The sequence below is a fragment of the Rhodoferax sp. GW821-FHT10B06 genome (assembly GCF_059415605.1).
In genome coordinates this window covers 38,310-50,833 of the sequence record NZ_JBWKNO010000009.1, presented here as the reverse complement: position 1 = coordinate 50,833, position 12,524 = coordinate 38,310, and the positions used below count along the sequence as shown (strand labels likewise).

The window sequence follows — 12,524 nt, the reverse complement described above, 5'->3', positions numbered from 1 at the left end:
ATGGACACGCTGCCTGAACCTGTTTTACCGCAGCGCCCCCAGGGGCGTTTTCTGGGGCGCGTGGCCTTCCAGCAACTGGTGCGTGACGCCTTTGCCTGTGCTGCGCACGAGGGCTGGCGCGAGATTTTCATCTCCGACAGCAACTTTGAGGACTGGCCTCTGGGCGAGCGCGCTGTCTGCACGGCATTGCAGTCCTGGGCCCGCTCGGGGCGGCGTTTCACCATGCTGGCCCAGAATTTTGACGAAGTGGTGCGCCGCCATGCGCGCTTTGTGGAGTGGCGCGTGACCTGGTCGCACTTGGTGGAGTGCAGGGCCTGGCGCAGTGCCGATTCGTTGGAGTTGCCCAGCGCGCTGTACAGCCCGGAATGGATGATGCGCCGCCTGGACCCGCTGCATTGCAGTGGTTTGAGCACGGAGGATGCCGCGAGCCGCATCCAGTTGCATCAGACCCTGGATGCGAGTTGGCATAAAGGCAGCCCGGCGTTTGCGTCGTCGGTGCTGGGTTTGTGATCTGGACTGTTGGTTTTTCCGCTAAGGGTATTTAGGCATTGCGAAAGAAAAAGCTTATAATTTAAGGCTGAGTTGAAAGAGCTCGAGTGCTTTCACTCGGTCGCACCGACATACTGTATGTGCTGACGATTTCCGGAAATTGTTTTCCCATCTAAGGAATTTTCTAATGAACAAGTCTTATGTACTCGCAGCTCTGATGGCTGCTGCTGCTCTGGCCGCTTGCGGTAAAAAAGAAGAGCCAGCTCCTGCTCCCGCACCTGCTGTTGAAGCACCTGCTCCTGCTCCTGCTCCCGCACCTGCTGCTGACGCATCTGCTCCTGCACCTGCTGCTGACGCATCTGCACCTGCTGCTGACGCTGCTGCTGCAGCCGCTGCTGCTGCTGCCAGCGCTGCTTCGAAGTAATTCATTACTCGAAACATTAAAAGCCACCGCAAGGTGGCTTTTTTTTGCCTGTTTGATGCCCGGTGGGCTTAGGTCTTGGCAGCCAGGTGGTCCAGGTCGGGTTTGTCTGCCGGGTCCACATGGGTCATCAGGTTCAGCACCCGGTGGCGTAGCATCACGCGGCGCCGGGCCTCTACCGCAATGTCATGCCCCTGTTCGACCGTGATGTCGGCATGCACCACGATATGGGCGTCGGCCACGATCATGTCGCCCATACGCCGAGTCTTGATGTCATGCACGCCCACCACGCCCGGGGTTTGCTCAATGGTTTCGCGGATGGCGACCACCTCCTGCTCATCTGCGGCCCGGTCCATCAGGTCGTGCAGTGCGGCCCAGCCAAAGGTCCAGCCCATACGGCCCACCATGAAGCCCACAATCAGGGCTGCAATTGGGTCCAGCAAAGGGTAGCCCAATAGATTGCCCACAATGCCCAGGCCCACTACCAGGGAGGACGCCGCGTCCGACCGCGCATGCCAGGCATTGGCTACCAGCATGCTGGATTTGACCGACTTAGCAATCCGCAGCATGTAGCGAAACAGAAGTTCTTTGGCCACCAGTGCGCCCAAAGCGACCCACAGGGCCACCATGTGTACGCTGGCGATGCTGCTGGGTTGCTCCAGCTTCACTGCAGCATTCCACACCATGCCTACACCCACGACCAGCAGCAACAGGCCCAACGCCAAGGAGGCGCCGGTTTCAAAACGCTGGTGGCCATATGGGTGCTCCTTGTCCGGGCCTTTGTGGCTATGTCGGTTGGCCAGCAGCACAGCAAAGTCCGCGACCAGATCGGACAGCGAATGCACACCATCGGCAATCAAACCCTGAGACTTCGAGAACACGCCGATGACAATTTGTGTGCCGCTCAAAACCAGGTTGACGACGACGCTGACCCAGGTGCTTCTGGAAGCCACCGCAGCCTTGATTGCCAGGTCGGCCGGTGTTTCTTCGGTGTTGTCGGTCAGCAGGGATGTATCCATCAAGGCTCCATTTTTATGGCTTTACTAGAAGCCGAGTCCAGCGCCGGCGCCCATCAATGTGGCGATGCCGATGAGGGCGAAAAGGACTGCAGCAATGCGGTGTACCAGCTTGCTTGGAATGCGCTGCGCCAATTTGTCGCCCAGCAAGACTGCGGGCACGTCTGCGAGCATCATGCCCAGTGTTGTTCCTGCGACCACGCTGAAAAAGCTATGGTACTTGGCCGCCAAGGCAATTGTGGCGAACTGGGTTTTGTCACCCATTTCTGCCAGAAAAAAAGTTACCAGGGTGGTGCCAAAAATACCGAAACGCAGCAGCTTGGCGTCATCATCGTCGAGTTTGTCGGGTATCAGCGTCCAGGCTGCCATGCCGATAAAGCTTACGCCCAGTATCCAGCGCAGGATTTCCGGGCTGACGATGGAGGTAAGCCATGAGCCCACTGCTCCCGCAAATGCGTGGTTGGCGATGGTGGCGGCCAAAATGCCACCAATGATGGGCCAGGGCTTGCGAAACTTTGCGGCCAGCAAAAAGGCCAGGAGCTGGGTTTTGTCGCCGATTTCGGATAGTGCGACGATGCCTGTGGATACGAGAAATGCTTCCATGGGTGGGTTTTCCTTGGCCAGATGCGAGACGAATGACCACTCCACCCCCTGGCCGAACCGGGACGGTATGGTCAAAGGTCTTGCCAAGATTGAACCGCTTACGCCATGGTTGATGGGCAACCAAGTATGTTGACGTAAGCCCCATGCGCTGATGAGAGGCTACTCCCCAATGAAGCTGTGATGATAGCCGATGAATGTGGCAGTTCTGCCTACACCGCTACCCAATCCGCGCCCTGTGTTGCATCGGCCACACCGATCTGCAGGGTGTCGCAGCCGCAGGCTTGCGTCAGCGCGGCCAGAGCCAGGCTTGGATGGTTGTTCTTCTCGCTCAGGTGGGCGGCCACCACCTGGCGCAGGCCGCCCGAGATGAGGCATTGTGCAATCGCCGCTGCTGCATGGTTGGCCAGGTGGCCATACAGACCTCCCACGCGCCGTTTGAGGAAGGTGGGGTAGCGCGATGCTTCCAGCAGATCCGGGTCGTGGTTGCATTCCAGCAGCATGGCCTGGCAGCCCATCAGCTGCTCCAGCACATGGGGTGTGGCGTGGCCCAGGTCGGTCAAGATGCCCAGCTGTTTGTCGCCATGCACGCAGCGCAGCTGCAGCGGTTCGCGCGCATCGTGCGGGACCGTGAAGGGGTGTAGTTGCAAGCTGCCCAGATCGATCGGGCTCAGGTCGCGTGCGATATGCAGCAGGCCATCAAAGTCGGGCGTGCCTATGGCGGCCAGAGTGCCTTGGCTCATCCAGATGGGAATGCGGTGCTGCACGGCCCATTGCCGTGCACAGCCGACGTGATCACCGTGCTCGTGGGTGATGAAGATGGCATCGATGTGCCCGGGCTGTACACCAGCCAGGGCCAGCCGCTGGTCGAGCTGGCGGGTGCCAAAACCGCAATCGACCAGCACGCGCGTGGTGTGCGTGCCGGTCTTGGCTTCTACCAGGGTTCCATTGCCTGTGCTGCCACTGCCCAGGCTTTTGAAGCGCAGCAAGCGGAGCTAGCCGGTTGGGCTTATTTCAGATCGTCCGCAATGATCTTGATGATGCGCTGGGCATTGGCCGAGGTTTCCGGTGCGCCTTCGGCATTGAGTACCGCTACGGTGGTGGACTCGCCCGCGCTGCGCACGGAGATGCGGTATTTCAGCGGCTGTGCCGTGGTGTCCTTGCTGAACAGCTTGCTGAAGAAACCGGGCTCCTTCTTGCTTGCGTTCGGCTCGACATAGCGAACGAAATACACGCCCTGGCTGCGGTCGCGGTCTTCTACGGTGAAGCCGGTGCGGTCCAGTGTCAGGCCGACACGGCGCCAGGCGCGGTCAAAACCATCGTCCAGTTGCACTACGGGCTGGCTGCCCTGTGTGGACACGCGGGCGCCGGCTTTGCTGGCTTCGGCCTGCATCACGGCCTTGACCTGCTCAGACGGAGCGCCCAGGCGCAGCATCAGGCGGCGCAGAAACTCGACTTCCAGCTCGGGATCGGTTGGGCGGGGCTCCCAGATGGTCTGGTCTTTGGACTGGCTGGTATAGACCTCCACCATGCCGCGGTGGCTGATGTAGATCTCGGTACCGCCGGTGGCTGTGCGTTCCAGGCGGGTGCGGAACTTGTCGCGTTCGCCGGTGGAGTACAGCGAGTCAAATACCTTGCCAATGGTGCTGCGGATGATGTCCTGCGGCAGCTTGGCGCGGTTTTCGGCCCAGTCGGTTTCCATGATGCCCAGGCTGGCCTGGTCTTCGGTCAATACAAAGCCGTTTTGCTGCCAGAAGTCACGCACGGGGCCCCACAGCTGGTCGGCCGGGCGGTTGATCACCAGCCAACGCTGTGTGCCCGAGCGCTCGATGCGAATGTCGCCCAGCGAAGAGGCGGCAGTAGGTGCGGCAGAAGCGACCTGGCCGACCTTGTAGTTGCTGGCGGTCACGGCACTGCCCGGTACCACATATTTGGAGTCGCGGGTAAGTTGCGACAGGTCGGGCGGGACTTCGAGCGAAGGGCCTGCCTTGGAGGCGCTCTTGTAGTCGATCTTGTCGCTTTCCAGTACGCTGCAGGCTCCCAGGGCCAGTGTCAGTCCCAGCAATCCAACTTTTGCAATATGGTTCACGTGTCGTTCCTAAAAGGGTGAGGGCTTATGCCGCAATGGGTGGCCGGGCGGGATGCCCAGGGCTTTGTTACGGCAGGTGTCGCGGAATGGTTTAGATCAGGCCGCCGTTGCGCAGTGCGTCCTGCACTGTGGCGTGCAGATGGGGCGATAGCGGAGTCATGGGCAGGCGCATGGTGGCGCCGCACAAGCCCATATGGGCCATGGCCCATTTCACGGGGATTGGGTTGGCTTCCACAAACAGGTTTTTATGCACAGGCATGAGCTTGCGCTGGATTTCCATGGCGCCGCGTGCATCGCCCGCCATGGCAGCTACGCACAGCTGGTGCATCAGGCGTGGGGCCACATTGGCTGTGACGCTGACGTTGCCCTGGCCACCGCACAGCATCAGGGCCACAGCGGTAGGGTCGTCTCCCGAGTAGATGGCAAAGCCGGCTGGCACGTCGCGGATCAGCCATTGGGCACGTTCGATGTTGCCGGTGGCCTCCTTGATGCCGACGATGCCGGGCACCTGCGCCAGACGCAGCACGGTATCGTGCAGCATGTCGGCAACACTGCGGCCGGGTACGTTGTACAGCACCATGGGCAGGTCCACCGCTTCGGCGATGGCCTTGAAGTGCTGGTACTGGCCTTCTTGCGTAGGCTTGTTGTAGTAGGGCACGACCTGCAACTGGCAGTCAGCGCCCACGCCCTTGGCGAAGCGGGCCAGTTCAATGGCTTCGGCGGTGGAGTTGGCACCGCAGCCGGCCATGATGGGGACGCGGCCCTTGGACTGCTCCACCGAGACGCGGATGATCTCGCAGTGCTCTTCGACGTTGACTGTAGGCGATTCGCCCGTGGTACCAACCACGCCTATGCAGTCGGTGCCTTCGGCGATGTGCCAGTCGATCAGCTTGCGCAGGGTGGGGTAGTCCACGCTGCCGTCCTCATGCATCGGGGTCACGAGTGCCACGATGCTGCCAGTAATGGGTGTCATGTCCGCAGTCTCAAACGGGAAAATGGCCATTCTAACTAGAGCGTGTAACGGGTTTGTGCTCGGTGGCGGGGGTGAAAAATACTGCTTTGCTACGAAATATATAGCTTCTCGCGCAGGTATTGCCTGCGCTAAAGGCCAATTTCATTCAAAAGCAGGCCCATAGCTGATTGGCCATGTCTACCAGGAACTCAGGCCGGGTGTACAGCATGAACACGCCGGCCAGCACGGCCAGCGCAGCGCACCAGGCCAGTGGTTTGGTGCTGCGGCGCATCCGTCAGGCCCCTTGTACTGCGCCTGCGGCACGGCGTATGGGCGCCTCCTTTACAGGCAGATTCACCAGCCCGGCAAATACGCCCAGCGCAATCGCGATGTACCAGACCAGGTCATAGTTGCCATTGCGGTCGTAGATATAGCCACCCAGCCAGACGCCCATGAAGGAGCCGATCTGGTGGCTTAGAAACACAAAACCGCTGAGCATGGACATGTGCTGGATGCCGAAAATCTGCGCCAGCGCTGCATTCGTGGGTGGCACGGTGGACAGCCACAGAACGCCCATGGTGGCTGCAAACAGGTACACGCTCATGGGCGTCAGCGGCGCCAGCAGGAACAGGCTGATGACCACCGCACGCGCAAAGTAGATGAAGGCCAGGATGTTCTTTTTCTGCATGCGCTGGCCCAGCGTTCCCGCCAAGTAGGTGCCAAACACATTGAATAAGCCGATCAAGGCCAATGCGTAGCTGGCCACCTGGGGTGACAAACCTTTGTCGCGCAGATAGCTGGGCATGTGCACGCCAATGAACACCACCTGGAAGCCGCAGACAAAATAGCCGGCCATCAGCAGCTGGAAGCTGGGGTACTTGAAGGCTTCTTTCAGGGCCTGGGCAATTGTCTGCTCCCGGTGCGCCGGCTGGCCTGTACCAAAACCGGGTTCCCGCAGGCCCCAGGCCAGCGGCATGATCAGCAGCGCCGCGCAGCCCAGTATCACCAAGGCCTGTTGCCAGCCAAACTGGCTGATCAGCAGGCCTTCGGTGGGCACCATCAGGAATTGGCCGAACGAGCCGGCGGCGGCGGCGATGCCCATGGCCCAGGAGCGCTTGTCGGCCGGAACATTGCGGCCAATGATGCCGTAAACCACGGCGTAGGTTGTGCCAGCCTGCGCCATGCCGATCAGTACGCCAGTACTGACCATGAACTGCAGCGGCGTTGCCGCGTAGGCCATGCCGAGCAGACCCAGTGCGTACAGCAGCGCGCCGACCAACATCACCCGGAAGGCACCAAACTTGTCCGCCAGCATGCCGGCGAAGACGCCGCTGATGCCCCAGGCCAGATTCTGGATGGCGATGGCGAAGGCAAACGTTTCGCGGGTCCAGCCCTGGGCCTGGGTAATGGGCTGCAGCCACAGGCCAAAACCGTGGCGTATGCCCATGGACAGGGTGACGATGGTGCCGCCGTACAGCAGCAATTGGGTGATGGATAAAGAAGGGGGCGTGCGGTTCATTCCAGTACTGTAGCCAATTTGCCGGAGTGTGAAGCCTGGGCTGTTGTTACATCCAGTATTTGTGGCGATGAACCACTACAATCCGCCGCATGGCAACCCAAACTTCTGCAACCCCTGCATATTCTGAAAGCTCGATCCGCGTACTCAAGGGCCTGGAGCCCGTTAAGCAGCGGCCGGGCATGTATACCCGTACCGACAACCCCTTGCACGTAATCCAGGAAGTACTGGACAACGCGGCCGATGAGGCGTTGGCAGGCCACGGCAAGCGTATCCGCGTCACTCTTTTTATTGATGGCTCTGTGGGCATCGAAGATGACGGACGTGGTATTCCGTTCGGTATGCACCCGGAAGAAAAAGCGCCGGTCATCGAGCTGGTGTTCACCCGCCTGCATGCGGGCGGCAAGTTCGACAAGGGCAAAGGAGGCGCTTACAGCTTCTCCGGTGGCCTGCACGGCGTGGGCGTGAGTGTGACCAACGCCCTGGCGCTGCGGCTGGAGGCTACCTCCCACCGCGACGGCTCGGTGGCCAAGCTTGTCTTCGCAGATGGCGACGTGGTCGAGCCGCTACAGGTGCGCAAGGCCGAGTCCGGCGACCGCAAGTCCGGCACCAGCGTACGCGTCTGGCCGGATGCCAAATACTTCGAGTCCGTGGCCCTGCCCATGGCCGAATTGACCCACTTGTTGCGCAGCAAGGCGGTGTTGATGCCCGGCGTCACCGTGACCCTGACGGTCGAGAAAACCAAGGACGTGCAAACCTGGTCCTACAAGGGTGGCCTGCGCGACTACCTAACCCAGACGCTGAATGGCGAGCTGGTGATTCCCATGTTTGAAGGCGAGGGCTTTGCTGACAACGGCCATGAAATTTTCGCCGAAGGCGAAGGCGCCCAGTGGTGCGTGGCCTTTACCGAAGACGGCGCGCCGGTGCGTGAAAGCTACGTCAACCTGATCCCCACCACCGTGGGTGGCACGCATGAGCTGGGCTTGCGTGATGGCCTGTTCAATGCGGTGAAGAGCTTTATCGAGCTGCATTCCCTGTTGCCCAAGGGTGTGAAGCTGCTGCCCGAAGACGTGTTCGCCCGCGCCAGCTTTGTGCTCAGCGCCAAGGTGCTGGACCCGCAGTTTCAGGGCCAGATCAAGGAACGCCTGAACTCGCGCGACGCAGTGCGCCTGGTGTCCAGCTTTGTGCGTCCGGCGCTGGAGTTGTGGCTGAACCAGCATGTGGAATACGGCAAGAAATTGGCGGAGCTGGCCATCAAGGCCGCCCAGTACCGGCAAAAAGCCAGCCAGAAGGTTGAGAAGCGCAAGGGCTCCGGCGTGGCCGTGCTGCCCGGCAAGCTGACCGACTGTGAAAGCCGCGACCTGGCGCAGAACGAGGTCTTCCTGGTCGAGGGCGACTCCGCTGGCGGCAGCGCCAAGATGGGCCGCAACAAGGAAAGCCAGGCGATTTTGCCGCTGCGTGGCAAGGTGCTGAACACCTGGGAGGTGGAGCGCGACCGGCTGTTTGCCAACACTGAAATCCACGACATCTCGGTTGCTATCGGCGTCGATCCGCATGGCCCGAACGATACACCCGACCTGAGTGGCCTGCGTTACGGCAAGATCTGCATCCTGAGCGATGCGGACGTGGACGGCTCGCATATCCAGGTGCTGCTGTTGACCCTGTTCTTCCGCCATTTCCCCAAGCTGATCGAGTCTGGCAACGTGTATGTGGCGCGTCCGCCGCTGTTCCGTGTGGATGCGCCGGCGCGCGGCAAAAAGCCGGCGTCCAAGGCCTATGCGCTGGACGAGGGCGAGCTGACGGCGATTCTGGACAAGCTGCGCAAGGAAGGCGTACGCGAAGGTGCCTGGAGCATCAGCCGCTTCAAAGGCCTGGGCGAGATGAATGCCGAGCAGCTGTGGGACACCACGCTGAACCCGGATACCCGGCGCCTGTTGCCGGTGCAGCTGGGGAGTGTTAACTTCGAGCAGACTGAAAACCTGATCACCAAGCTCATGGGTAAAGGCGAGGCCGGTTCACGGCGCGAACTCATGGAGCTGCACGGTGATGCGGTTGAAATCGACGTCTGATGAAACCATGAATACTTTTGGCATCTACCGCAGATTCTGCTTAGGTCTAATGCTACTCTTTTTGCAGCAGATGGCGCATGCGGATGTGTGGGGCTATATCGACCCCCAGGGTGTGGCGCATTTCTCGACCCAGCGGGAGGATGAGCGTTACGAGCTGTTCTTCCAGGGCGATGAAAGTTTTGACACCACCCAGGGTTTGCAGCCGCTCACCAGCGCGGCCCAGCCGGCACCCGGCGTTCCATCCAAGTTGTTGGCGTTTTTTGATATTTCTCCCAGCTACAAGCTGGTGAAACACCATTTGCAAGAGGCCGCCAACAAGCTCAGCATCGACTACGAGTTGCTGCAGGCGTTGATCGTCACCGAATCCGGTTTCAGCAGCACGGCCGTGTCGCCCAAGGGCGCCGTGGGCCTGATGCAGATCATGCCGGCCACGGCCGAGCGCTATGGCCTGGTGGGTGACCCCAAAAACAGCATTGAGCAAAAGCTGACCGACCCGAAGACGAATATCCGTATCGGTGCCCGCTACTTGAGCGATCTGATCCGAATGTTTCCCGGCCAGCTGGATTTGGCCGTGGCCTCGTACAACGCCGGTGAGGGCGCGGTACAGAAGGCTGGCAACCGGATTCCCAATTTCAAGGAAACCCAGGCCTACGTCAAAAACGTGCTGCAGCTCTACACCAGCCTGAAGCCCGCGGCCGCGACGGCCCAGCGCCGCCAACCGACGCGCGTGCGCATGGAGCTGGCCGGCGGGGCGTCTGGCCGCGGCAATATGCCGCCCAGTGCAGACGCCCCATTGCTGCGCGTGGCTCCCTGAATTCCCGCTAGGCCTGCTTGTGCCGCCCGGTGGCGGGCGGCCCTGTCTTTTTATTTCTTTTCTGCTTTGAAGTTTGTGCTTTGACCATGACCGACCAACCTGAATTGGACCTGCCGCAAGACCCGCCTCAACAGCCACCCCAGCAACCGCCAGAAGAGCCCGCGCTGATCGTGATGGACGATGGCGGCCAAAGCCTGGCTGGCTACGCCCAGCGTGCCTATCTGGAATACGCGCTCAGCGTGGTCAAGGGCCGGGCCATACCCGATGTGACCGACGGCCAGAAGCCGGTGCAGCGTCGTATTTTGTACGCGATGTCGCGCATGGGCCTGGGCTTTGGCGGGCCGAACGGTGCCACTGGTGCCAAGCCCGTCAAGAGTGCGCGAGTCGTGGGCGATGTGCTGGGTAAGTACCACCCGCACGGAGACCAGGCTGCCTATGACGCCATGGTGCGCATGGCGCAAGACTTCAGCCAGCGCTATCCGCTGATCGACGGCCAGGGTAACTTCGGTTCGCGCGATGGCGATGGCGCAGCGGCCATGCGCTACACCGAGGCCCGTTTGTCCCGCATCACGACGCTGTTGCTGGACGAGCTCGATGAAGGTACGGTTGACTTCGTGCCCAATTACGACGGCTCCTTTGAAGAGCCCAAGCAATTGCCAGCCCGTCTGCCGTTCAACTTGCTGAATGGTGCCAGCGGCATTGCCGTGGGCCTGGCGACCGAAATCCCCAGCCACAACCTGCGCGAAGTAGCCGATGCCTGCGTGGCCCTGATCAAGACGCCGCAGCTCAGCGAAGAGGAGCTGTTTGCCCTCGTGCCTGGCCCCGACTATCCCGGTGGCGGCCAGATCATCAGCAGCAGCGCCGATATTGCGGACGCTTACCGCACCGGCCGTGGCTCGCTCAAGGTGCGCGCCCGGTGGAAGATCGAAGAGCTGGCGCGCGGCCAGTGGCAGCTGGTGGTGCATGAGCTGCCACCCGGCGTCAGCACCCAGCGCGTGCTGGAAGAAATTGAAGAACTCACCAACCCGCGTATCAAGGCTGGCAAAAAGGCCCTGAGCCTGGAGCAGACCCAGCTGAAGGCCTCGGTGCTGTCGGTGCTGGACGTGGTGCGCGACGAGTCGAACAAGGAAGCTGCCGTACGCCTGGTGTTTGAGCCCAAGACCAGCCGTATCGAGCAGCAGGAGCTGATCACTGCGCTGCTGGCGCATACCAGCCTGGAAACCTCTGCGCCGGTTAACCTGACCATGATTGGCCTGGATGGGCGGCCCATGCAGAAGTCGTTGCGCCAGATGCTGCAGGAGTGGATCACATTCCGCCAGACCACGCTGCAGCGCCGTTCGCGCTTCCGTTTGGACAAGGTGCTGGCTCGCATCCACATCCTCGAAGGCCGGCACATGGTGCTGCTGAATATCGATGAAGTGATTGCCATCATCCGCACGGCAGACGAGCCCAAGGCGGCCTTGATCGCGCGTTTCAATCTCAGCGACATCCAGGCCGAAGACATTCTGGAAATCCGCCTGCGCCAACTGGCCCGGCTGGAAGCCATCAAGATCGAGCAGGAGCTGAAGAACCTGCGCGAAGAACAGGCCAAGCTGGAGGAGTTGCTGGCCAACCCCACCGTGCTGCGCCGCCTGATGGTCAAGGAGATCGAGGCCGATGCCAAACTGTTCGCCGATGCACGCCGTACCCTGATCCAAACCGAAAAGCGTGCCGTGGTCGAGGTCAAGGTGGTGGACGAACCCGTCACCGTGGTGGTCTCGCAAAAAGGTTGGGTCCGTGCCCAAAAGGGCTGGGCCAAGGACCGGGCCGCTGGAGCGGCGGCCGAGTACAGCTTCAAGTCGGGCGATGCGCTGTACGGCACTTTCGAGTGCCGTAGTGTCGATACTTTGCTGGTGTTCGGCACGGCCAAGGACAAGGTCGGTCGGGTCTACACCGTGCCGGTCGCCTCGCTGCCGGGTGCACGGGGTGATGGCCAGCCCGTGACCACGCTGATCGAGCTGGAGCCTGGTACCCAGGTGGCGCATTATTTTGCCGGCCCGGCTGCTGCTTGCCTGCTGCTGTCCAGCTCTGGCGGCTACGGCTTTCTGGCTACGGTGGAGGACATGCTGTCGCGCCAAAAAGGTGGCAAGGCCTTCATCACCGTGGGTGAGGGCGAGACGGTGTGTGCACCGTCGCACGCCAGCGGTGGTGGCGGTGGCCAGCCAGTGCTGCCGGCAACCCATGTGGCCTGCGCATCGGTGGGTGGGCGTATTCTGACCTTCGAGATCACAGAGTTGAAGAATCAACCCAAGGGCGGACGTGGTCTGATGATGATCGATCTGGAAGACAAGGACAGCCTGGCCGGCGCCGTGGCTTACACGCGCAGCATCCGCATCGATGGTGTGGGGCGTGGGGCCAAACCGCGTTCTGAAACCCTGGAAATCCGTAGCCTGAACAATGCCCGTGCGGTGCGTGGGCGCAAGGGCAAATTAGCGGATCTGGGGTTCAAGCCGAGTGCTGTATTAAGGTTGGAATAGAGTATGTAACCGGGGCAATACCGGCTTCATGTTTTCGGGGGA

Annotated in this window: 12 protein-coding genes and 1 riboswitch; of the genes, 4 read left to right on the top strand and 8 right to left on the bottom strand. The window is 61.1% G+C overall.

Going from position 1 to position 12,524, the window contains the following annotated elements; genetic code table 11:
• On the top strand, positions 1-510 hold the full coding sequence (locus AC07O2_RS15220) for a hypothetical protein (protein WP_495076587.1): 510 nt from the start codon (positions 1-3) through the stop codon (positions 508-510).
• A gap of 92 nt (positions 511-602) precedes the next feature.
• Here AC07O2_RS15220 and AC07O2_RS15215 read toward each other — a convergent pair whose 3' ends face one another.
• The 8 genes from AC07O2_RS15215 to AC07O2_RS15180 form a co-directional block, all read right to left on the bottom strand.
• Positions 603-848 (bottom strand): hypothetical protein, encoded by a 246-nt coding sequence (locus AC07O2_RS15215; protein ID WP_495076586.1) that lies wholly within the window; start codon positions 846-848, stop codon positions 603-605.
• 133 nt (positions 849-981) lie between these two features.
• Positions 982-1,929, bottom strand: a complete 948-nt coding sequence (locus AC07O2_RS15210; RefSeq protein ID WP_495076585.1) for a cation diffusion facilitator family transporter — start codon at positions 1,927-1,929, stop codon at positions 982-984.
• Between the two features lie 24 nt (positions 1,930-1,953).
• Positions 1,954-2,529, bottom strand: coding sequence for a TMEM165/GDT1 family protein (locus AC07O2_RS15205; protein ID WP_495076584.1), 576 nt, complete (start codon positions 2,527-2,529; stop codon positions 1,954-1,956).
• Positions 2,530-2,534: 5 nt separating this feature from the next.
• Positions 2,535-2,709, bottom strand: a riboswitch (yybP-ykoY riboswitch).
• Between the two features lie 29 nt (positions 2,710-2,738).
• Positions 2,739-3,515: an MBL fold metallo-hydrolase gene (locus tag AC07O2_RS15200; protein ID WP_495076583.1), complete on the bottom strand. Its 777-nt coding sequence runs from the start codon at positions 3,513-3,515 to the stop codon at positions 2,739-2,741.
• Positions 3,516-3,535: 20 nt separating this feature from the next.
• Entirely contained in the window at positions 3,536-4,615 is a 1,080-nt protein-coding gene (gene bamC, locus AC07O2_RS15195; protein WP_495076582.1) for an NlpB/DapX family lipoprotein, read from the bottom strand.
• Between the two features lie 91 nt (positions 4,616-4,706).
• Entirely contained in the window at positions 4,707-5,588 is an 882-nt protein-coding gene (dapA, locus tag AC07O2_RS15190; protein ID WP_495076581.1) for a 4-hydroxy-tetrahydrodipicolinate synthase, read from the bottom strand.
• A 145-nt stretch (positions 5,589-5,733) separates the two neighbouring features.
• Positions 5,734-5,859 carry a hypothetical protein gene (locus tag AC07O2_RS15185; protein ID WP_495076580.1) on the bottom strand — a complete coding sequence of 42 codons (126 nt, stop codon included), beginning with the start codon at positions 5,857-5,859 and terminating at the stop codon, positions 5,734-5,736.
• 3 nt (positions 5,860-5,862) lie between these two features.
• Positions 5,863-7,086 (bottom strand): MFS transporter, encoded by a 1,224-nt coding sequence (locus AC07O2_RS15180; RefSeq protein WP_495076579.1) that lies wholly within the window; start codon positions 7,084-7,086, stop codon positions 5,863-5,865.
• Positions 7,087-7,175: 89 nt separating this feature from the next.
• On the opposite strand from AC07O2_RS15180, the gene AC07O2_RS15175 reads away from it, so the two are divergent.
• The 3 genes from AC07O2_RS15175 to parC all read left to right on the top strand — a co-directional run bounded on the left by AC07O2_RS15175 (position 7,176) and on the right by parC (position 12,482).
• Positions 7,176-9,152: a DNA topoisomerase IV subunit B gene (locus tag AC07O2_RS15175; RefSeq protein ID WP_495076578.1), complete on the top strand. Its 1,977-nt coding sequence runs from the start codon at positions 7,176-7,178 to the stop codon at positions 9,150-9,152.
• A gap of 49 nt (positions 9,153-9,201) precedes the next feature.
• Positions 9,202-9,966, top strand: coding sequence for a lytic transglycosylase domain-containing protein (locus AC07O2_RS15170; RefSeq protein WP_495076577.1), 765 nt, complete (start codon positions 9,202-9,204; stop codon positions 9,964-9,966).
• 173 nt (positions 9,967-10,139) lie between these two features.
• Entirely contained in the window at positions 10,140-12,482 is a 2,343-nt protein-coding gene (gene parC / locus AC07O2_RS15165; protein ID WP_495076725.1) for a DNA topoisomerase IV subunit A, read from the top strand.
• The last annotated feature ends 42 nt before the right edge of the window (positions 12,483-12,524 follow it).

Excerpts from the sequence above, each read along its gene's own strand:
- AC07O2_RS15220 (WP_495076587.1), top strand. The coding sequence starts at position 1 with ATGGACACGCTGCCTGAACCTGTTTTACCGCAGCGCCCCCAGGGGCGT.
- AC07O2_RS15215 (WP_495076586.1), bottom strand. The coding sequence starts at position 848 with ATGCGTCAGCAGCAGGTGCAGGAGCAGATGCGTCAGCAGCAGGTGCGG.
- AC07O2_RS15210 (WP_495076585.1), bottom strand. The coding sequence starts at position 1,929 with ATGGATACATCCCTGCTGACCGACAACACCGAAGAAACACCGGCCGAC.
- AC07O2_RS15205 (WP_495076584.1), bottom strand. The coding sequence starts at position 2,529 with ATGGAAGCATTTCTCGTATCCACAGGCATCGTCGCACTATCCGAAATC.
- dapA (WP_495076581.1), bottom strand. The coding sequence starts at position 5,588 with ATGACACCCATTACTGGCAGCATCGTGGCACTCGTGACCCCGATGCAT.
- AC07O2_RS15185 (WP_495076580.1), bottom strand. The coding sequence starts at position 5,859 with ATGCGCCGCAGCACCAAACCACTGGCCTGGTGCGCTGCGCTGGCCGTG.
- AC07O2_RS15180 (WP_495076579.1), bottom strand. The coding sequence starts at position 7,086 with ATGAACCGCACGCCCCCTTCTTTATCCATCACCCAATTGCTGCTGTAC.
- AC07O2_RS15175 (WP_495076578.1), top strand. The coding sequence starts at position 7,176 with ATGGCAACCCAAACTTCTGCAACCCCTGCATATTCTGAAAGCTCGATC.
- AC07O2_RS15170 (WP_495076577.1), top strand. The coding sequence starts at position 9,202 with ATGCTACTCTTTTTGCAGCAGATGGCGCATGCGGATGTGTGGGGCTAT.
- parC (WP_495076725.1), top strand. The coding sequence starts at position 10,140 with ATGGACGATGGCGGCCAAAGCCTGGCTGGCTACGCCCAGCGTGCCTAT.